Below are 17,230 nucleotides of genomic sequence, written 5' to 3' on the forward strand. Positions count from 1 at the left end.
AGCCATGTCTGACAACCACGACGCCGTGATCGGTGAGGTCAACGAGGAGCCGCCCGCGGGCGGGTGCCCGGTCGCCCACGGGCAGTCGGCCCAGCCGGCGCAGGGCGGCAACAGCAACCGTCGCTGGTGGCCGAACCAGCTGAACCTCAAGATCCTCGCGAAGAACCCTGCCGTCGCGAACCCGCTCGGCGAGGACTTCGACTACGCGGCCGCGTTCAACGCGCTGGACCTGGCTGCGGTGAAGCAGGACATCGCCGAGGTCCTCACGACCTCGCAGGACTTCTGGCCCGCGGACTTCGGCCACTACGGCCCGTTCATCATCCGCATGGCGTGGCACAGCGCGGGCACGTACCGCGTGAGCGACGGCCGCGGAGGCGCCGGTGCCGGCCAGCAGCGGTTCGCCCCGCTCAACAGCTGGCCGGACAACGTCAACCTCGACAAGGCGCGTCGCCTGCTCTGGCCGGTCAAGAAGAAGTACGGCCAGAACATCTCGTGGGCCGACCTGATGATCCTCGCCGGCAACGTCGCGCTCGAGACGATGGGCTTCGAGACCTTCGGCTTCGCCGGTGGTCGCGAGGACGTGTGGGAGCCCGACGAGGACGTGTACTGGGGCCCGGAGACCGAGTGGCTCGGCGGCGACGCGGGCGGCGCGGAGCGCTACACCGGCGACCGTGAGCTCGAGGACCCGCTGGCCGCGGTCCAGATGGGCCTCATCTACGTCAACCCGGAGGGTCCGGAGGGCAACCCCGACCCGCTGGCGTCGGCCCGCGACATCCGCGAGACCTTCGCCCGGATGGCGATGAACGACGAGGAGACCGTCGCGCTCATCGCTGGCGGCCACACCTTCGGCAAGACCCACGGCGCCGCGTCGGCCGACAACGTCGGACCCGAGCCCGAGGCCGCTCCGCTCGAGGCCCAGGGCCTCGGCTGGTCGCAGGGCTACGGCACCGGCAAGGGCGACGACGTCGTCAGCTCGGGGCTCGAGGTCACCTGGACCTACCACCCGGTCCGCTGGGACAACGAGTTCTTCCACATCCTCTTCGCCTACGACTGGGAGCTCATGGAGTCCCCGGCGGGCGCGAAGCAGTGGCGTCCGACCAACGGGGCGGGCTCGGACATGGTGCCGCTGGCCCACGACCCGTCGAAGCGCCGCGAGCCGCGGATGCTGACCTCGGACCTGGCGCTGCGCTTCGACCCGATCTACGAGGGCATCTCGCGCCGGTTCAAGGACGACCAGGCGGCGTTCGCCGACGCCTTCGCCCGCGCCTGGTACAAGCTCACGCACCGCGACATGGGTCCGGTCGTGCGCTACCTCGGTCCGGAGGTCCCCAGCGAGGAGCTGCTCTGGCAGGACCCGCTGCCGACCCCCTCGTACGAGGCGATCGACGCGGCCGACGTCGCGGCGCTGAAGCAGCAGATCCGCGACACCGGCCTGAGCGTCTCGCAGCTGGTCACCACGGCGTGGGCGGCAGCCTCGTCGTTCCGCTCCAGCGACAAGCGCGGCGGCGCCAACGGTGCCCGGATCCGCCTGCAGCCGCAGGCCGGCTGGGAGGTCAACAACCCGGACGCGCTGGCGATCGTGCTCAACACGCTGCAGGGTGTCGTCGACGGCTTCAACGGCTCTGCGGGCAGCAAGCAGGTCTCGCTGGCCGACGTGATCGTGCTCGCCGGAGGCGTCGGGGTCGAGGACGCGGCCAAGGCGGCCGGGTACGACCTCGAGGTCCCGTTCACGCCGGGCCGGGTCGACGCGTCGCAGGAGCAGACCGACGTCGAGTCGTTCGCGTACCTCGAGCCGAAGGCCGACGGCTTCCGCAACTACGTCGGCAAGGGCCAGCGCGTCCCGGCGGAGTTCCTGCTCGTCGACAAGGCGAACCTGCTCGGGCTGAGCGCTCCGGAGCTGACGGTGCTCGTGGGCGGTCTCCGGACGATCGGGGCCAACTACGACGGGTCGTCGCTCGGCGTTCTCACCGACCGTCCGGGCACGCTGTCGAACGACTTCTTCGTCAACCTGCTCGAGCTCGGCACGACGTGGACGGCGGACGACGAGTCGCAGCAGACGTTCACCGGCACGACGGCGTCGGGCGACACCTGGACCGGCAGCCGCGCCGACCTCGTCTTCGGCTCGAACTCCGAGCTGCGGGCCCTCGCTGAGGTCTACGCGAGCGACGACGCGAAGGACAAGTTCGTCCGCGACTTCGTCGCCGCGTGGGTCAAGGTCATGGAGGCCGACCGCTTCGACCTCGCCTGATCCTGCACTGAAGGACGATGCGTCCCGGCCGCACTGCGGTCGGGACGCATCGTCGTACGGGGCGTGAAACGCCTCAGCGGGGCAGCGCCAGGCGCCGGTCGCGCAGCTCGTGCCGGGCGTACGCGGCGATCTTGGAGGTGTGCCGTGCGTCGGCGACCATGCCCACGCCACCCCCGAGGATCGGCACCTTGCGGATGACGACCGAGGCGCCCTGCTTGCCGCTGACCCGGCCGAAGAGCTCGTTGGTCACCTCGCGGGCGATCCGGTCGTCGAGCGAGGGGTCGTGCACCGGCGAGGTCGCCAGCCCCATCGGGGTCGTCGGGAGGCGGCCGGCCTTGATCGCCTTCTTGACCTCGTCCTTGCCGAGGAGGCAGGCCATCACGCCGTTGCGGACCCGGGGGTCGTCGAGGTCGTAGCCGCGCAGGTACGCGATCGCGGCGACCATGTGGCACTGGAGGATGGCGAGGCCGGACACGTTGGCGGGGACCGTCACGATCATCGAGGCGACGCCGCCGAGGTTGGTCAGGAAGCCTTGCGCACCGGCGTACCGGACGTGGATCGAGACGGTCTCGTCGATCGCGGCCTCGACCCTGCCGCCGGCGAGCGCCAGCCGGGCGTCGGAGGCGACGCGGACCGGCTTGAACGGCCCGACACCGTCGATCGCGCGCTCGAGCAGGACACGGACGTAGCCCGAGGTGACCTTGGGTCCTGCGGACATGGCCACCCGGGGCCCGACCATCTTCGCGGTCGTCTTGGCGATGCCCACGTGGACCTCCTGAGGGGTGTGCGTTCCATCGTAGGAGGTACCCCGTCATCCCTCGTTACAGTCAGCCCTGTGACACCCACCCCGCTGCCGCCCAACCGCTGGGACTTCGGTCGAGCCCAGTGGCCGGACGACGACTTCGTCGGGATGGGGGCGGACCTCGCGCCGGAGACGCTCGTGGCGGCGTACGCGGCCGGCATCTTCCCGATGCCGGTCGAGCCAGGGGGTCCGGTGGGCTGGTGGTCGCCCGTACGACGGGGGGTGCTGCGGCTCGACCACCTCCGTGTCACGCGATCGTTGCGCAAGGCGACGAAGCATTTCACGGTGACGGTGGACACCGATTTCGACGGGGTCGTGGCGGCCTGTGCGGATCCCTCCCGCGAGGGTGCGTGGATCGACGGGCAGATCGCCGCCGCGTACGGTCGGCTGCACCGTCTGGGGTGGGCTCACTCGGTCGAAGTCAGGGGGTCGGACGGGACGCTCGCCGGGGGCCTGTACGGCGTGGCGATCGGCGGCCTTTTCGCAGGTGAGAGCATGTTTCACCGGGTCCGCGACGCCTCCAAGGTGGCCCTCGTCGCGCTGGTCGGGCTGCTGTCCGACGAGTACGCCGCGCAGCGCCTCGTGGACACCCAGTGGCTGACCCCGCACCTCACCTCGCTGGGGGTCGAGGAGTGGCCCCGCGAGACCTACCTGGACACCCTCCCGCGGGTGCTCGACACACCGCTGCCCCCACCGTGGCGCTGAAACCAGCCGCCTCGTGGGCTACTGTCGAGGCGCACCACACCGGCGTGGGGCCCCGTAAATCCGGGGATCTCGGGCATTTCTCCCTATGCTGGTGTGCGTCACAAGACAACCGTCCCACGCACGTCGGAGGAATCCCGTGAACCGTACTGAACTCGTAGCCGCAGTCGCCGAGACCGCCGGCACCACCAAGGCTGACGCCGACGCGGTCCTCAGCGCATTCGGTGACACGCTCATCGACGCGGTCGGCAAGGGCGAGAAGGTCCAGATCCCGGGCCTGCTGACTGTCGAGCGCGTCGAGCGTGCCGCGCGCACCGGCCGCAACCCTGCGACCGGCGAGACGCTGGAGATCCCGGCCGGCTTCGGTGTGAAGGTCACCGCCGGCAGCAAGCTCAAGGGCGCCGTCAAGTAAGACGTCGTACGAAAGGGGCCCGGGCACGCGAGAGCGCGCCCGGGCCCCTTCGCGTCCCCGCGCCGTCCCCGCCACGTCACATCGCGGACGGGACGGCTGTGGGTACGGGGTGCCACACTGGGCACGTGCCCGAGCTGCCCGAGGTCGCCGCGCTGGTGGACGACCTGTCCCGCCGCCTGGGGGTCACCGAGGGTGAGCCCCGCGCGATCGTCGCCGCGTACCCTGCCGCGATCAGCGCCCTCAAGACGTACGACCCGCCCGTGAGCGCCCTCGCCGGGCTCGTCGTGGACGACGTGACGCGGCGCGGCAAGTTCCTCGACATCTCCGCCGGCGGGCTGCACCTGATCATCCACCTCGCCCGCGCCGGCTGGCTGCGCTGGAAGGACGAGCAGCCGAAGGCCCCGCCCCGCCCCGGTGGCGGCAAGAACCCGCTCGCGTTCCGGGTCGTGCTCGACGACGGGTCCGGCTTCGACCTGACGGAGGCCGGCACCAAGAAGGGGCTCGCCGTCTACCTCGTCCGCGACCCTGCCGAGGTGCCGGGCGTCGCGCGCCTAGGTCCCGAGCCGCTCGACGGCGCGTTCACGATCGACGTGCTGCGCGGCATCCTCGAGTCCGCCGGCCGCTCGCAGATCAAGGGCGTGCTGCGCGACCAGTCGCAGATCGCCGGCATCGGCAACGCCTACTCCGACGAGATCCTCCACGTCGCGAAGATGTCGCCCTTCAAGCCCGCGAACACGATCGCGGGATCGGAGGAGGACCTCACGACGCTCTACGCCGCGATCGGTACGACGCTGCGCGACGCGATCGCCCGCTCCGACGGGCTCGCGGCGTCGGAGCTCAAGAAGGAGAAGAAGTCGGGCCTTCGCGTCCACGCCCGGACCGGCGAGAAGTGCGACGTGTGCGGCGACACGATCCGCGAGGTGTCGTTCGCCGACTCGTCCCTGCAGTACTGCCCCACCTGCCAGACCGGCGGCAAGCCGCTCGCCGACCGGCGGATGTCCAAGCTCCTGCGCTAGCGCGGCCGCGCCGCGCCGCTCAGATCAGGCGTCGTCCGGCCTGGTGCCAGGCGATGACGCCACCGGCGAGGTTCACCGCGTCGACGCCGCGCTGCTGGAGGAACCCGACCGCACGGGCGGAGCGGCCGCCGGCGTGGCAGTACACCAGGACCTGCCCGTCGGCCGGCACCTCGTCGGCGCGCACCGCGAGCTGGCCGAGGGGGATGTGCAGCGCGCCCTCGATGTGGCCGGCCGCCCACTCGTCGTCCTCGCGGACGTCGACGACGACCAGGCCGGTCGGGAGCGGGTCGGGCACGCCGGAGACCTCGACGGTCGGGATGGTGATCTCGTCCATGACTCCATCCTCTCAGCCGCTTCCACACGCCCTCCGACGCGCGGCGCCACCGCCTCGGACGGGGACTCTCCCGCTGGGCGCCGTGTTCGTTAGGCTGAGGCCGCCGGGCGCGTGCCCGCTCGCCCGAGGAGGACACATGTCGCAAGGCCCGCAGGACCCCTACGGACGTCCGTACGGTTCCAACCCCGGGCAGCCCTCGGGCGGTTCCTGGGGCGCACAGCCCGGCGGTCAGCAGCCCGGGCAGCAGGGTCAGCACTGGTCCACCCCGCATGCGCCGCCGACGGCCCGCGGACGTGACCTCGAGAAGTCGTCGCCGTGGGGCATGGTCGCCGTGGTCGCGCTGGCGGTCGCCGCCGTCGTGGCGCTCGGCTACGCCGTGTACGCGTTGACGGCACGACGCGGGATCTTCGCCGACCTCTCCGACGACCCGGGCTCGGTGAGCCGCAGCGTCGCCGAGGACAGCGACGCGCTCAACACGATCCTGCTGTCCGCGACGCTGGTCGTCGTGGTGGTCGCCGTCGCGCTGTGGATCGTCGCGCTCGCCGGCGGGCGCGGCCGCACGCTGCTCGGTTGGACCGGCCTCGGCGTGGCCGTCGTCGGAGGCCTCGTCGCCGCCGGCGGAGGGGCGATGACCAGCGGGGTCGAGACCGCGAGCGAGGTCGACGACGCGGTCACCGGCTACCTGCTCGTCGGTGCCGGGATGGCCCTCGTGGCGGTCGGCTTCGTGCTCGGCATCCTCGCGCTGCTGGCGACGCGGGGCGACGCGACCGAGGAGCGCTCCGGCACGTCCGCGCACCAGTCCCCGTACGCCGCGCAGTCGCCGTACGGTCAGCCCGGTGGCCAGCCGGGCGGTCAGCCCCAGCAGTCGCCGTACGGTCAGCCCGGTGGTCAGCCCCAGCAGTCGCCCTACGGTCAGCCCGGTGGTCAGCCGGGCGGTCAGCCCCAGCAGCCGCCGTACGGGCAGCCGGGCGGCCGGCCCCAGCAGTCGCCGTACGGGCAGCCGCAGTCCCCGTACGGTCAGCCGGGCGGTCAGCCCCAGCGCCCGCCGTACGGTCAGCCGGGCGGCCAGCCGCAGCAGCCGCCGTACGGGCAGCCGGGGCAGGGCCCCCAGCAGCCGCCGTACCCCCAGGGGCCGACCGGCGGTCACTGACCCGTCCGCCTCGCCCGACCCACCAACACCTCAGGAGAACCCGCCATGGGCAAGAAGTCGCGCCGCCGCGTCAAGCCGGAGAAGGTCGAGCGGATGCCGTTCCGCGCGCGGACCTTCGAAGGGCTCCCCGGCGAGTGCGACTGGGTGGCGCTGCGCGAGTTCGTGCCTGCGGCCACCGCGTCCGTCGCGCTCCGCGGGGACGTCGCCGCAGACACGAGGGTCCGTGTCTGCACGCTCCTCCCGGCTGCCGCGGCCGGCCTCGTCCGTCCTGACGGCGAGATGTGGGTCGGTCTGCAGGTGACGCACAACTTCGGCGACGTGAGCCGGGACCTCGCGGCGGTCGTCGAGCGCGGTCTCGAGACCGAGCCGGGCTCCGAGATCGTCATCCCCGACCCCGGCGTCGGTCCGCGGCTCCAGGACCTGGTCGACCCCGAGTCCGACTTCCCGGTCGACGTGCAGGAGGGCTTCGACTTCTGGACCGCCGGCGTCGACGACACGTCCGACGCGGTGGCCGCCGGGATCGAGCAGGCCAACGAGCTCGCGACCCCGACCGAGCGGCTCTCCGAGGTCGACGCGGCGTACTGGACGCAGCTCGGCGAGCGCCAGTTCCTGCGCTGGGTGATGCCCCACGACGAGGACGCGCTGCTCACCGCCCTCGCCCGGCTCCACGTCGCCGGTGACGACCGGCTCGACGACGACGTACGCCTGATCGGCTCGTTCCGGGCGCACGGCCTGCTGGTCCCCGTATGGGAGATGCTCGAGCCCACGCCCGCGACCGCGCTGGAGGGACCGGCGGCCGCTTTCCAGACCCGTCTGAACGAGGCGCTAGCCGACTCGACGCCGCTCACGAGCGAGCAGCGAGGGGCACGGAACGGCCTCGCGAACCGCCAGATCACCGTGCGCTGAGGCCCTGGTCGCGGGTCACTCCGCGCAGGGTGATCCAGGTCACGAAGTTGACACTTGAACGAGTGTTCAGGATGCCCTAGAGTCTTCGTCAGACCCCGGTCGTTGCTGTATCCCCCGTCAGCAGCGGTCGGGGTCTTCCCATTCCCTGCGCGATGCTCGGATGCCCTCGGCGGAGGGGTGCGCTGCCCTCGCGATCGGGCCTGCGTGCTAGCCTCGGCGGCATGATGAGCGGGCGATTTTATGGGCGCGACGTGCTGGTGCAGCCAGCGGTCGGCGCCTGACCAACCGACCCGCTCAAGCCAAGCCAGCACAGGCACGGACCACACGGTCCGTGCCTTTCGTCATTCGTGGCGGTGCCGGCTCAGGATCGGCGCCGCCGAGAGGAAGCGCCGATGTCCAGCACCACCACCCCTCGTACGACCGCTGCTGCGCGACCGCGGACCAGCGACCTGCGCGTCCGTACGCTCGAGCCGCTCGAACCGCCCCGCGACGTCGTGGCGTCCCGCCCGCTCGGCGACGCGGCCGCCGACCTCGTCGCGCGCTCGCGTGACGCCGCCGCCGCGATCATGTCCGGAGCCGACGACCGCCTCCTGGTCCTCGTCGGGCCCTGCTCGATCCACGACCCGAGCGCCGCGCTCGACTACGCGCACCGGCTCGCCCCGCTCCGGGAGGCGTACGCCGACGAGCTCGAGATCGTGATGCGGGTCTACTTCGAGAAGCCGCGCACGACCATCGGCTGGAAGGGCCTCATCAACGACCCCGGCATGGACGAGACGTACGACGTACGCCGCGGGCTGCGGCTGGCCCGCTCGGTCCTGCTCGACGTGCTCGCGACCGGCCTGCCGGCGGGGACGGAGCTCCTCGAGCCGACGAGCCCGCAGTACCTCGCCGACGCCGTCTCGTGGGGCGCGATCGGCGCGCGGACCCCCGAGAGCCAGGTCCACCGTCAGATGGTGTCGGGCCTGTCGATGCCGGTCGGGTTCAAGAACGCGACGGACGGGTCGGTCCAGGCGGCGATCGACGGCTGCCGGGCCGCGGAGGCGGAGCAGACGTTCTTCGGGATCGACGGCGACGGGCGCGCGTGCGCGGTCTCGACCAGCGGCAACCCGGACTGCCACGTGATCCTGCGCGGCGGCCACTCCGGACCCAACTACGGCGCCGAGTCGCGTCGTACGGCCCTCGCGCTGCTCGAGAGGGCCGGCATGCCGCAGCGGCTCGTCGTCGACGCCAGCCACGGCAACTCCGGCAAGGACCACGTGCGACAGGCGGCGGTCGTCCGCGAGCTGGCCCACGACGTCGCGGCCGGCGACCGTGGGATCGGCGGCGTGATGATGGAGAGCTTCCTCGTCCCGGGCAAGCAGGCACCGGCGCCGGACGGGCTCGTCTACGGGCAGAGCGTGACCGACGCGTGCATCGGCTGGGACGTGACCGCCGACCTGCTCGAGGAGCTGGCGACCGCATCAGCGGCACGGCGGGCTGGGAACGGGGCCTAGGCTGGAAACCTACCCCCGGGTAGGCGGCTAAGCGTCCGCTTACCTACGCTGGGTCCCAACACATGTCGTACGCCACAGGAGAGCGAACATGAGGCTCGCGCTGACAGCGGAGGACGCGCAGCTCCAGCAGGAGCTGCGAGAGTTCTTCACCACCAAGGTCCCGCAGGAGATCCGCGACACCGTTCGCGGTGGTGGGGAGCTCACCAAGGAGCAGATCATCGAGGCCCAGCGGGTGCTGAACGCGGGCGGCTACGCCGTCCCGAACTGGCCCGTGGAGTGGGGCGGCAAGGGCTGGACGCCGCTGCAGCGCCACATCTGGCTCGACGAGATGCAGACCGCCGGCGTCCCGGCTCCGCTCGCGTTCAATGCCAGCATGGTGGGCCCCGTGATCGCGACCTTCGGCTCGCAGGAGCAGAAGGAGCGCTTCCTCCCCGCGACGGCGAACCTCGACATCTGGTGGTGCCAGGGCTTCTCCGAGCCCGACGCCGGCTCCGACCTCGCGTCGCTGCGCACCACGGCGGTCCGCGACGGCGACGAGTGGGTCGTCAACGGGCAGAAGACGTGGACCACCCTCGGCCAGTACGCCGACTGGATCTTCTGCCTCGTCCGCACGAACCCCGATGCGCCGAAGCGGCAGCAGGGCATCTCCTTCCTGCTGTTCGAGATGTCGACGCCGGGCGTGACGGTCCGTCCGATCAAGCTGATCGACGGGTCGTACGAGGTCAACGAGGTCTTCTTCGACAACGTGCGGGTCCCCGCGGACCAGCTCGTCGGTGAGGAGAACCACGGCTGGGACTACGCGAAGTTCCTCCTCGGCAACGAGCGCGACGGCATCGGCGCGACCGGCAGCACCAAGCTGCGTCTGCAGGTGCTCAAGGAGCACGCCTCGGTGCCACTGGCCGACGGCAGCCGCCCGATCGACGACCCGGCTGTGGCGACCCGCTTCGCGTCGCTGGAGAACCAGCTGCTCGCGCTCGAGCTGACCGCGCTGCGCGTGGCCGGCGCCTCGAAGGACGGCAAGCCGGACCCGGTCTCGTCGATCCTCAAGCTTCGCGGCTCGGTGCTCAACCAGGAGGTCAGCGAGCTGGCCGTCGACATCGCCGGCGGGGACGTCCTCGCCGCCGGTGCCGGTGACGACTCCGACGTCCCGGAGTGGGCCGGCCGCTCGGTGCCGACGTACCTGAACCTCCGCAAGGTGTCGATCTACGGTGGGTCCAACGAGGTCCAGCGCACGATCATCGCCGGCACGATCCTGGGACTGTGAGGGACTGACATGGATTTCACCTACGACACCGAGCAGCTCGCGCTGCGCGACGCGGTCCGCGGCATCCTCGGCGAGTCCGCCGGCAACCGCGAGAAGATCACCTCCACCGAGCCCGGCTGGGACCGTGAGGTCTGGGGCAAGCTCGCCGAGATGGGCCTGCTGGGCCTCCCGTTCGACGAGGCGTACGACGGTGCCGGGGCCGGCGCGGTCGAGGTCGGGATCGTCGCCCAGGAGATCGGCCGCGTGCTGGCGCCGGAGCCGTTCATCGACGTCGTGGTCGGCGCTGGCGAGCTGATCGCCGACGCGGGCACCGACGAGCAGAAGCAGGAGCTGCTGCCGAAGATCGCCGCCGGCGAGCTGATCGCCGTGATCGCGCACAGCGAGGCGCGCGCGCCGCACGGCACCGTCGCGTACGGCGTGACTGCCACCCCGTCGGAGGACGGCTGGACGCTCGACGGCGTCAAGGAGCCGGTCCGCCACGGTGGCGTCGCCGACGTCCTCGTGGTGAGCGCGAAGGACGGCGACACGACGCGTCTGTTCGTGGTCGACGCCACCGCCGACGGCGTCACGCGCACGACCTACGCGACGCCGGACGACTCGTACGCTGCGCGCGTCGTCTTCGCCGGCGCTGCGGCGACCCCGCTCGGCGAGGCCGGGGAGGATGGGCTTGCCGGCGAGGACGTGCTCGCGGCCGCGTTCACGCGCCTGCAGACGGCGTACGGCTCCGAGGCGATCGGCGCGATGGAGATCTCGGTCGAGACCACCGTCGGCTACCTCAAGACGCGCAAGCAGTTCGGCGTCACGCTGTCGAAGTTCCAAGCGCTGACGTTCCGCGCGGCGGACATGTACACCTCGCTCGAGCTTGCCCGCTCGATCTCGCTGTGGGCGACGATGTCGCTCGCCGAGAACGGGCCCGACGCGCTCGTGGCGTCGCGCCTGCAGGCCGAGATCGGCCGCACCGCGCGCCACATCAGCCAGGAGTCGATCCAGCTCCACGGCGGCATCGGCGTGACGGCGGAGTACTCGATCAGCCACTACGCCGCGCGCCTGACGGTCCTCGACCGCACGCTCGGCAACGAGGCGTACCACCTCGGTCAGATCGCGGGCGGCATCCCCGACCGCGGCATCGTCGAGCTGCTGCACTGACGTCTCGCGGGCCGGCGTCACGCCCGGTCGCGCACCAGGCCACGTCCGCTACCACGAAGCCACGGCTACAACCCACGCTTCGTGCTAGCAGGCGTGGCTTGCTGCGTTCTAGGGTCCGTGCATGGGACAGCTTCGTACGGCGTGGGCGGCAGTGCCGCTCGCGCTCCTGATGGCCTGCGGCTCCGGCGCCGAGGAAGGCGACGTCCTGGCGTGCACGATGATCGGCTCGTCGGCCGGGATCGGTGTCACGGTCGAGCAGCCACTCGCGGCGCAGGCCGACACGGTCCGGCTCGAGACGTGCTGGGGCGAGGAGTGCGTCGCCGCGGAGGCGCCGCTCTACCCGGGCACGACCGTCGTCGACGAAGGCTGCGACGGCGACGAGCCCGAGGCGGCGTGCAGCGCGTCGTCCACGCCCGACGGCACGATGCAGGGGTTCGTCGACGTCGCGGAACTCCCCGCCGACGAGGTGGAGGTCACCGCGATCGTCCAGCATCGTGACGGCACGGAGGCGCACCGGGCCGTCGTACGCACCACCGCCGCGCCGACGTACCCGAACGGCAAGCACTGCGATCCGGGCGCGAACCAGGCCCAGATCACGCTCCCCTGAGCCTCCGCTACGGTCCCGCCGCGGCCCGGCTCCGTACAGCGTGGACGCCGAGGTCGTACGCCCCTCATGCGGCGGGCAGTCAGCGTCGGTCTGGACATCTCAGCGACGCGGGGCTGCGACGCCGAGTGTGTCGGAACGTCGCTGAGTGCGGTCCATGCGGTCCTTCGGGCCGCCGGCATCTGGAAGGGACCCGGCACGCGCGCGGCGATGAGTTCGCGCGGGGGCTGGAGTCAGCCACCCATGACCACCTTCGTCCTGATCCCCGGAGCCGGCGGCGACCCTGCGTACTGGTCCCGCCTGGTGCCCGAGCTCGAGCGCCGTGGCCACACCGCGATCCCGGTCGACGTCCCGCAGCAGGACGCGTCGACGGGCGTCGAGGACCACGCGCAGGTCGTGCTCGACGCGATCACCGCTGCCGACCCGACCGCTGCCGGACCGACCGCCGCCGGACCGACGCGCGACGAGCCCCTCGTCGTTGTCGCGCAGTCGATGGGCGCGTACATCGGCCCGCTCGTCTGCGCGAGGATCCCCGTCGACCTGCTCGTCCTCCTCAACCCGATGATCCCGTCGCCCGGCGAGTCCCCCGGCGAGTGGTGGTCGGCGGTCGGGTCCTCGGCGGCACGGCGCGAGGCCGGCTGGGACGACTTCGACATCGAGCGCGACTTCTTCCACGACGTGCCGGACGACCTCACGGCGGAGATGCTCGGCGGCGAGGACCGCGAGCCGTCGGACCGGTCGTTCGCCGAGCCGTGGCCGCTGGAGCAGTGGCCCGACGTCCGGACGGTGGTGGTGGCCGCGACCGACGACCGGATCTTCCCCATCGCCTTCCAGCGTCGTGTCGCGCAGGACCGGCTGGGGCTCGCGCCGGACGAGATACCAGGCGGCCACCTCGTCGCGCTCAGCCGACCCGCCGAGCTGGCGGACCGCCTGGAGGCGGTGGCAGCGGCTCCGACGGTTGACCCGGACCCCAGGGTTCGGCCCTAGCCTCGGTGCCATGAGAGTCGGTGAGCTGCGTCGGCAGACCGGCGCCACGGTGCGTGCCCTGCGCTACTACGAGCGCCTCGGCCTGATCGTCCCCGACCGGTCCGCCAACGGCTACCGGTCGTACGACCCGGTCGCCGTCGACCAGGTGCGCCAGGTCCAGCACCTCACTCGCCTCGGGTTCCGGGTCGCGCAGACGAAGCCGTTCCTCGACTGCCTCGGATCGGGGCACGTGACGGCCGACGACTGCCCGGCATCGCTGGCCGCGTACCGGTCGGCCATCGCGCAGCTGACGGACCGGATCGACGAGCTCGACGCGTGGCGGGGCGCCCTCGCGTCCCGGCTGGACGCGGCCGCTGAACGGGTGATGGGGACGTCTGGCCGGGCGTCCAGCCGCGGGACGGCACCGTCCGCTCGGGTCGTACCGGCGCCGCGCGAGAAGGTCGAGCCGACGCGGGCGTCCACGCCAGCGATCGTCGGCAGCCCCGTGCCCGACGTGACGCTCGCCGCGAGCGACGGCCGTACGGTTCACCTCCCGACGGCGAGCCTCGACCGCGTGGTCCTGTACGTCTATCCGCTGACGGGCAAGCCGGGCGTCGACCTTCCGGAGGGGTGGGAGACGATCCCGGGCGCGCGGGGCTGTACGGCGGAGGCCTGCGGGTTCCGGGACCATCACGAGGACGTCCGCGAGGCCGGCGCCCAGGTGGTCTACGGGCTGTCGTCCCAGCCGACCGACTACCAGGCCGAGCTCGTCGAGCGGCTCGGACTCCCGTTCACGATGCTCTCCGACCCCGAGCTCGTGCTCGCCCGCGAGCTCGGCCTCGCGACCTTCGACGCCGGCCCGATGCGGCTGTACCGGCGTACGACGCTGGTCCTCGGGGCTGGACGCGTCCAGCACGTGTGGACCGACGTCCCCGATCCCGCACGGCACGCCCTCGACGTGCTGGCGTGGCTGCGCGCCCATCCGCGGTCGCCTGACGACGGGCACACGGATGCCGCTGCGCGGTGACGTGCGCGGGGCGGTCGTCTTCGACCTCGACGGCACCCTGGTCGACAGCACCGAGGTCGCCGCACAGGCGTACGTCAGGACCCTCGCCGACCTCGGCGTGCAGGCGTCGGCGCAGCAGGTGAGGGACGTCTGGGACGTGCGGTCGACGTCGCAGGTGCTCGCCCACTTCCTTCGGCGACCGTGCCGGGCGAGCGAGCTGGAGCTGTACGGGCGCACCGCGGTCGCCGCACTGACTGACGCGCCGCTCTTCCCGGGGATCACGAGCCTCCTCGATCACCTGGAGCGGGTGGGGTACGCGCTCGGGGTGCTCACCGGAGCGGCGCGTGTCGCCGCCGACGCGGTGCTCGCCCGGCACGGGATCGCGACGCGGTTCGGCGCGGTCCTGTGCGGTGACGAGGGGATCGCGCCGAAGCCTTCCCCCGAGGGGCTCCTCGCGGTCTGCGCGCGACTGGGAGTCTCTCCCGCCACGACCGCGTACGTCGGCGACACCGCGACGGACCTGGCGTGCGCGTCGGCCGCGGGGGTGCGCGGGATCGCGGCAGCGTGGCGGCCCGGCTCGCACCCCGACGCCGTGGGCGACGACCCTCCGCTCGCCCGCACCCCGTCGGCGGTCGTCGACGTGCTGGGTGCGGGGGTGTGAGCGCGGGTCAGAGCAGCCGCGACAGCAGGTGCCACGAGACGTTGCTGCCCGACAGCACGACGCCCACCGGTCCGTCGACCGTCCGCCCCTCGGCGACGTCGGCGCGCGCCCCCGCGAGCGCCGCCGCACCCGCCGGCTCGACGACGACCCGCAGGAGTCGCGTCGCCGTCACCATGGCCTCGAGGATCGCGTCGTCCGGCACGGTCCGTACCCGCAGGTCGCCGGCCGCGGCGATGAGTCCGAAGGGCACGGCGCCAGGCGCGGGCGCCGTCAGCCCGTCCGCGACCGTGCTGATCGACGGCGACCGGACCGGCCTGCCGGCGGCGAGCGAACGCACCATGCCGTCGGAGCCCGTCGGCTGGACGCCGACCAGCTCGACACGGGACCCGAACGCCCGTCGGGCCAGGACCGCACCGGCGAGGAGACCGCCTCCCGAGCACGGGATGTACACGCGCGCGAGAGGCGGGCTGTCCTCCAACAGCTCGAGCGTCGCGGTCGCCGCTCCGGCGACCACCATCGGATCGTCGTACGGGTGGACGAAGGTCAGCGCATGGTCGGCCTGGAGCTGACGAGCCCTCACGAACGCCGCCGCCGCGTCGACGACACCGTCGGTGACGAGGGTCGCTCCGAGCTCGAGGACTGCAGCCCGCTTCTCGGCCACGGCATCCTCCGGCATCACGACGGTCAGCCGGGCCCCGAGGCTGCGCGCGGCGAACGCGGCACCGAGGGCGGCGTTGCCGGCGCTCACCGTCACCAGCCCGCGGTCGCGCTCCGCGTCGCCCAGGGTCCGGATCCTGTTCAGGGCGCCGCGCACCTTGAACGACCCGGTCCGCTGCAGCCCCTCCGCCTTCGCGTGCACCGGCAGTCCGGCCCAGGCGTCGAGCTGCGCGGCCGTGAGCACCGGGGTGCGCGCCACGGCAGAAGCCAGCGACGCTGCCGCCTCGCGTACGTGATCGACGTCGAGGGCGACCGTCATCGGTACGCCATCGGGGCAGCGTCGACCTCGTAGACGAGCTCGCCGGCGCGCGGGTCGTGAGCGGTCAGGGTGGCGACGATCGGCGTGCCGTGCCTGCCGACCTCGACCACGGCAGCCGCCGGACCCAGGACACCTCGGATCCTGCCCACCGGTGCCGCGAGGTCGATCCGCGTGACGATCCCGGGAGCGACGTGCACCGGGACGGTCCCGAGGGCTCCGGCCATCTGGTGGTGGAGGTGGCCGCACAGCACAGCGACGACGTCGGTCCCCTCGACGACCTGCCGCAGCCGAGCGGGCTCGCGCAGGACCATGTCGGCCATCGGATGCCGAGCGGGCGAGATCGGAGGGTGGTGGAGCGCGAGGACGGTGCCGCGCTCGGCGGGCTCGGCCAGCACCTCGCGCAACCAGTCGAGCTGAGCGTCGTCGAGGTGGCCGTGGGCGAATCCCGGGACGAGGCTGTCCAGCGTGACGAGGCGCAGTCCTCGGACGAGGCTGAGTCCGGCGCAGGCGTCGACGGGTGCCCGGAGTCCCGCGTCCCCGCCGCGGTGGTCGAGGTGCCCGCTCCCGAACACCTCGCCGAACGCGGACCGCGAGTCGTGGTTCCCGGTGGTGTAGACGTGAGGCACGCCCCGAGCCTCCGCGAAGGCGCCGACGAGGTCGCGAACCCGCACGCACCCGCCCACCGATCCGTCGTCGGCGACGTCGCCGGTCGTGAGCACGAGGTCGAGGTCGTGCACATCCTCGAGCGACGAGAGGAGCAGCTCGAGCGCTCGTGCGGCGTCGACCCCGTCGGCGTCGCGACCGGACGCCGTCATGTGCGGGTCGGAGAGGTGGAGGATCCGTACGGCGTCGGCGTCGGTCGCATGCGTCTGCGGCATCGCGTCGTCTCCTTCGGGGTGGATGCGGTCCTACGCCCTCGACGGTAGAGGTGGACCTCCGGGGACGGGTCAACCGCTCCTCGCGCGGCTCCCCGCGCGGGCGCGCAAAGAAACGTCGAAAAAAGTGCTGCCTCGTGTCGAAGACGGGGACGCCCGTTCGGCGTAGGGGTGAGAGACCGCTCCGGCACTAAGGTCGAGGCGGCACCGAACCGACAAGGGAGAACATCATGCGCGTCATGGTCATGGTCCAGTCCACGCCGGCGTGGGAGGCAGAGGGTGCGATGCCGTCCACGGAGATGCTCGCGGCGATGGGCAAGTACAACGAGGAGCTCGTCAAGGCCGGCATCATGCTGGACGGCGACGGGCTCAAGAACAGCAACGAGGGTGCGCGGGTCGTCTTCGGGCAGGGCGAGCCGCGGGTCGTCGACGGTCCGTTCACCGAGAGCAAGGAGCTGCTCGCGGGCTACTGGATCTGGGAGGTCAAGTCCTTCGAGGAGGCCGTCGAGTGGGCGAAGCGGTGCCCGCACGACCCGTCTGAGCCCAGCCAGCTCGAGCTGCGCCCGCTGCACGAGGCGGCCGACTTCGGCGACGAGTACACCCCCGAGCTCCGCGAGCAGGACGACCGCCTGCGCGAGCAGATCCAGCAGCAGCACGGGTCCTGACCCG

At 72.2% G+C, this 17,230-nt stretch carries 18 protein-coding genes; 14 read left to right on the top strand and 4 right to left on the bottom strand.

Features of this window, described 5'->3' with window-relative positions; translation table 11 throughout:
• The first annotated feature begins 4 nt into the window (after positions 1-4).
• Positions 5-2,248 carry a catalase/peroxidase HPI gene (gene katG, locus ACQSSQ_RS16955; protein WP_431328290.1) on the top strand — a complete coding sequence of 748 codons (2,244 nt, stop codon included), beginning with the start codon at positions 5-7 and terminating at the stop codon, positions 2,246-2,248.
• 73 nt (positions 2,249-2,321) lie between these two features.
• On the opposite strand, the gene ACQSSQ_RS16960 is transcribed toward katG, so the two are convergent.
• Positions 2,322-3,014 carry an EcsC family protein gene (locus tag ACQSSQ_RS16960; protein ID WP_431328291.1) on the bottom strand — a complete coding sequence of 231 codons (693 nt, stop codon included), beginning with the start codon at positions 3,012-3,014 and terminating at the stop codon, positions 2,322-2,324.
• 69 nt (positions 3,015-3,083) lie between these two features.
• On the opposite strand from ACQSSQ_RS16960, the gene aat reads away from it, so the two are divergent.
• The 3 genes from aat (at position 3,084) to ACQSSQ_RS16975 (ending at position 5,180) form a co-directional block, all read left to right on the top strand.
• The gene (gene aat, locus ACQSSQ_RS16965) at positions 3,084-3,755 is read left to right on the top strand and encodes a leucyl/phenylalanyl-tRNA--protein transferase (protein WP_431328292.1); all 672 of its coding nucleotides are present in this window, start codon (positions 3,084-3,086) and stop codon (positions 3,753-3,755) included.
• Positions 3,756-3,891: 136 nt separating this feature from the next.
• On the top strand, positions 3,892-4,164 hold the full coding sequence (locus tag ACQSSQ_RS16970) for an HU family DNA-binding protein (RefSeq protein WP_431328293.1): 273 nt from the start codon (positions 3,892-3,894) through the stop codon (positions 4,162-4,164).
• A gap of 125 nt (positions 4,165-4,289) precedes the next feature.
• Positions 4,290-5,180, top strand: a complete 891-nt coding sequence (locus ACQSSQ_RS16975) for a DNA-formamidopyrimidine glycosylase family protein (protein ID WP_431328294.1) — start codon at positions 4,290-4,292, stop codon at positions 5,178-5,180.
• 19 nt (positions 5,181-5,199) lie between these two features.
• Here ACQSSQ_RS16975 and ACQSSQ_RS16980 read toward each other — a convergent pair whose 3' ends face one another.
• Positions 5,200-5,514, bottom strand: coding sequence for a rhodanese-like domain-containing protein (locus tag ACQSSQ_RS16980; RefSeq protein ID WP_431328295.1), 315 nt, complete (start codon positions 5,512-5,514; stop codon positions 5,200-5,202).
• 136 nt (positions 5,515-5,650) lie between these two features.
• Between ACQSSQ_RS16980 and ACQSSQ_RS16985 the strand changes: the two genes are divergently transcribed.
• The 9 genes from ACQSSQ_RS16985 (at position 5,651) to ACQSSQ_RS17025 (ending at position 14,710) form a co-directional block, all read left to right on the top strand.
• The gene (locus ACQSSQ_RS16985) at positions 5,651-6,664 is read left to right on the top strand and encodes a hypothetical protein (protein WP_431328296.1); all 1,014 of its coding nucleotides are present in this window, start codon (positions 5,651-5,653) and stop codon (positions 6,662-6,664) included.
• Between the two features lie 45 nt (positions 6,665-6,709).
• A complete protein-coding gene (locus tag ACQSSQ_RS16990) occupies positions 6,710-7,570 on the top strand; it encodes a DUF5926 family protein (protein WP_431328297.1) in 861 nt (286 codons plus the stop codon).
• A gap of 392 nt (positions 7,571-7,962) precedes the next feature.
• The gene (locus tag ACQSSQ_RS16995) at positions 7,963-9,063 is read left to right on the top strand and encodes a 3-deoxy-7-phosphoheptulonate synthase (protein WP_431328298.1); all 1,101 of its coding nucleotides are present in this window, start codon (positions 7,963-7,965) and stop codon (positions 9,061-9,063) included.
• A gap of 88 nt (positions 9,064-9,151) precedes the next feature.
• Positions 9,152-10,327, top strand: coding sequence for an acyl-CoA dehydrogenase family protein (locus ACQSSQ_RS17000; RefSeq protein ID WP_431328299.1), 1,176 nt, complete (start codon positions 9,152-9,154; stop codon positions 10,325-10,327).
• A 9-nt stretch (positions 10,328-10,336) separates the two neighbouring features.
• Positions 10,337-11,473, top strand: coding sequence for an acyl-CoA dehydrogenase family protein (locus tag ACQSSQ_RS17005; protein ID WP_431328300.1), 1,137 nt, complete (start codon positions 10,337-10,339; stop codon positions 11,471-11,473).
• Positions 11,474-11,594: 121 nt separating this feature from the next.
• Positions 11,595-12,080 (top strand): hypothetical protein, encoded by a 486-nt coding sequence (locus ACQSSQ_RS17010; RefSeq protein ID WP_431328301.1) that lies wholly within the window; start codon positions 11,595-11,597, stop codon positions 12,078-12,080.
• A gap of 240 nt (positions 12,081-12,320) precedes the next feature.
• Complete coding sequence (locus tag ACQSSQ_RS17015) at positions 12,321-13,064, top strand: alpha/beta fold hydrolase (RefSeq protein WP_431328302.1); 744 nt, start codon at positions 12,321-12,323, stop codon at positions 13,062-13,064.
• Positions 13,065-13,074: 10 nt separating this feature from the next.
• Entirely contained in the window at positions 13,075-14,070 is a 996-nt protein-coding gene (locus ACQSSQ_RS17020; RefSeq protein WP_431328303.1) for a redoxin domain-containing protein, read from the top strand.
• Complete coding sequence (locus ACQSSQ_RS17025) at positions 14,054-14,710, top strand: HAD family hydrolase (protein WP_431328304.1); 657 nt, start codon at positions 14,054-14,056, stop codon at positions 14,708-14,710. The genes ACQSSQ_RS17020 and ACQSSQ_RS17025 overlap by 17 nt, the downstream gene beginning before the upstream one ends.
• 7 nt (positions 14,711-14,717) lie before the next feature.
• Here ACQSSQ_RS17025 and ACQSSQ_RS17030 read toward each other — a convergent pair whose 3' ends face one another.
• Positions 14,718-15,686, bottom strand: coding sequence for a threonine ammonia-lyase (locus ACQSSQ_RS17030; RefSeq protein ID WP_431328305.1), 969 nt, complete (start codon positions 15,684-15,686; stop codon positions 14,718-14,720).
• Positions 15,683-16,564, bottom strand: a complete 882-nt coding sequence (locus ACQSSQ_RS17035) for a metallophosphoesterase (protein WP_431328306.1) — start codon at positions 16,562-16,564, stop codon at positions 15,683-15,685. The genes ACQSSQ_RS17030 and ACQSSQ_RS17035 overlap by 4 nt, the downstream gene beginning before the upstream one ends.
• A 227-nt stretch (positions 16,565-16,791) precedes the next feature.
• On the opposite strand from ACQSSQ_RS17035, the gene ACQSSQ_RS17040 reads away from it, so the two are divergent.
• Positions 16,792-17,226 carry a YciI family protein gene (locus ACQSSQ_RS17040; RefSeq protein ID WP_431328307.1) on the top strand — a complete coding sequence of 145 codons (435 nt, stop codon included), beginning with the start codon at positions 16,792-16,794 and terminating at the stop codon, positions 17,224-17,226.
• Positions 17,227-17,230 lie beyond the last annotated feature (4 nt).

This window comes from Mumia spirodelae (assembly GCF_050632745.1).
Classification (GTDB): domain Bacteria; phylum Actinomycetota; class Actinomycetes; order Propionibacteriales; family Nocardioidaceae; genus Mumia.

Bases quoted from the DNA above. Each gene is read 5' to 3' on its own strand.
- katG (WP_431328290.1), top strand. From the start codon at position 5: ATGTCTGACAACCACGACGCCGTGATCGGTGAGGTCAACGAGGAGCCG.
- ACQSSQ_RS16980 (WP_431328295.1), bottom strand. From the start codon at position 5,514: ATGGACGAGATCACCATCCCGACCGTCGAGGTCTCCGGCGTGCCCGAC.
- ACQSSQ_RS16985 (WP_431328296.1), top strand. From the start codon at position 5,651: ATGTCGCAAGGCCCGCAGGACCCCTACGGACGTCCGTACGGTTCCAAC.
- ACQSSQ_RS16990 (WP_431328297.1), top strand. From the start codon at position 6,710: ATGGGCAAGAAGTCGCGCCGCCGCGTCAAGCCGGAGAAGGTCGAGCGG.
- ACQSSQ_RS16995 (WP_431328298.1), top strand. From the start codon at position 7,963: ATGTCCAGCACCACCACCCCTCGTACGACCGCTGCTGCGCGACCGCGG.
- ACQSSQ_RS17000 (WP_431328299.1), top strand. From the start codon at position 9,152: ATGAGGCTCGCGCTGACAGCGGAGGACGCGCAGCTCCAGCAGGAGCTG.
- ACQSSQ_RS17005 (WP_431328300.1), top strand. From the start codon at position 10,337: ATGGATTTCACCTACGACACCGAGCAGCTCGCGCTGCGCGACGCGGTC.
- ACQSSQ_RS17010 (WP_431328301.1), top strand. From the start codon at position 11,595: ATGGGACAGCTTCGTACGGCGTGGGCGGCAGTGCCGCTCGCGCTCCTG.
- ACQSSQ_RS17015 (WP_431328302.1), top strand. From the start codon at position 12,321: ATGACCACCTTCGTCCTGATCCCCGGAGCCGGCGGCGACCCTGCGTAC.
- ACQSSQ_RS17020 (WP_431328303.1), top strand. From the start codon at position 13,075: ATGAGAGTCGGTGAGCTGCGTCGGCAGACCGGCGCCACGGTGCGTGCC.
- ACQSSQ_RS17025 (WP_431328304.1), top strand. From the start codon at position 14,054: ATGCCGCTGCGCGGTGACGTGCGCGGGGCGGTCGTCTTCGACCTCGAC.
- ACQSSQ_RS17030 (WP_431328305.1), bottom strand. From the start codon at position 15,686: ATGACGGTCGCCCTCGACGTCGATCACGTACGCGAGGCGGCAGCGTCG.
- ACQSSQ_RS17035 (WP_431328306.1), bottom strand. From the start codon at position 16,564: ATGCCGCAGACGCATGCGACCGACGCCGACGCCGTACGGATCCTCCAC.
- ACQSSQ_RS17040 (WP_431328307.1), top strand. From the start codon at position 16,792: ATGCGCGTCATGGTCATGGTCCAGTCCACGCCGGCGTGGGAGGCAGAG.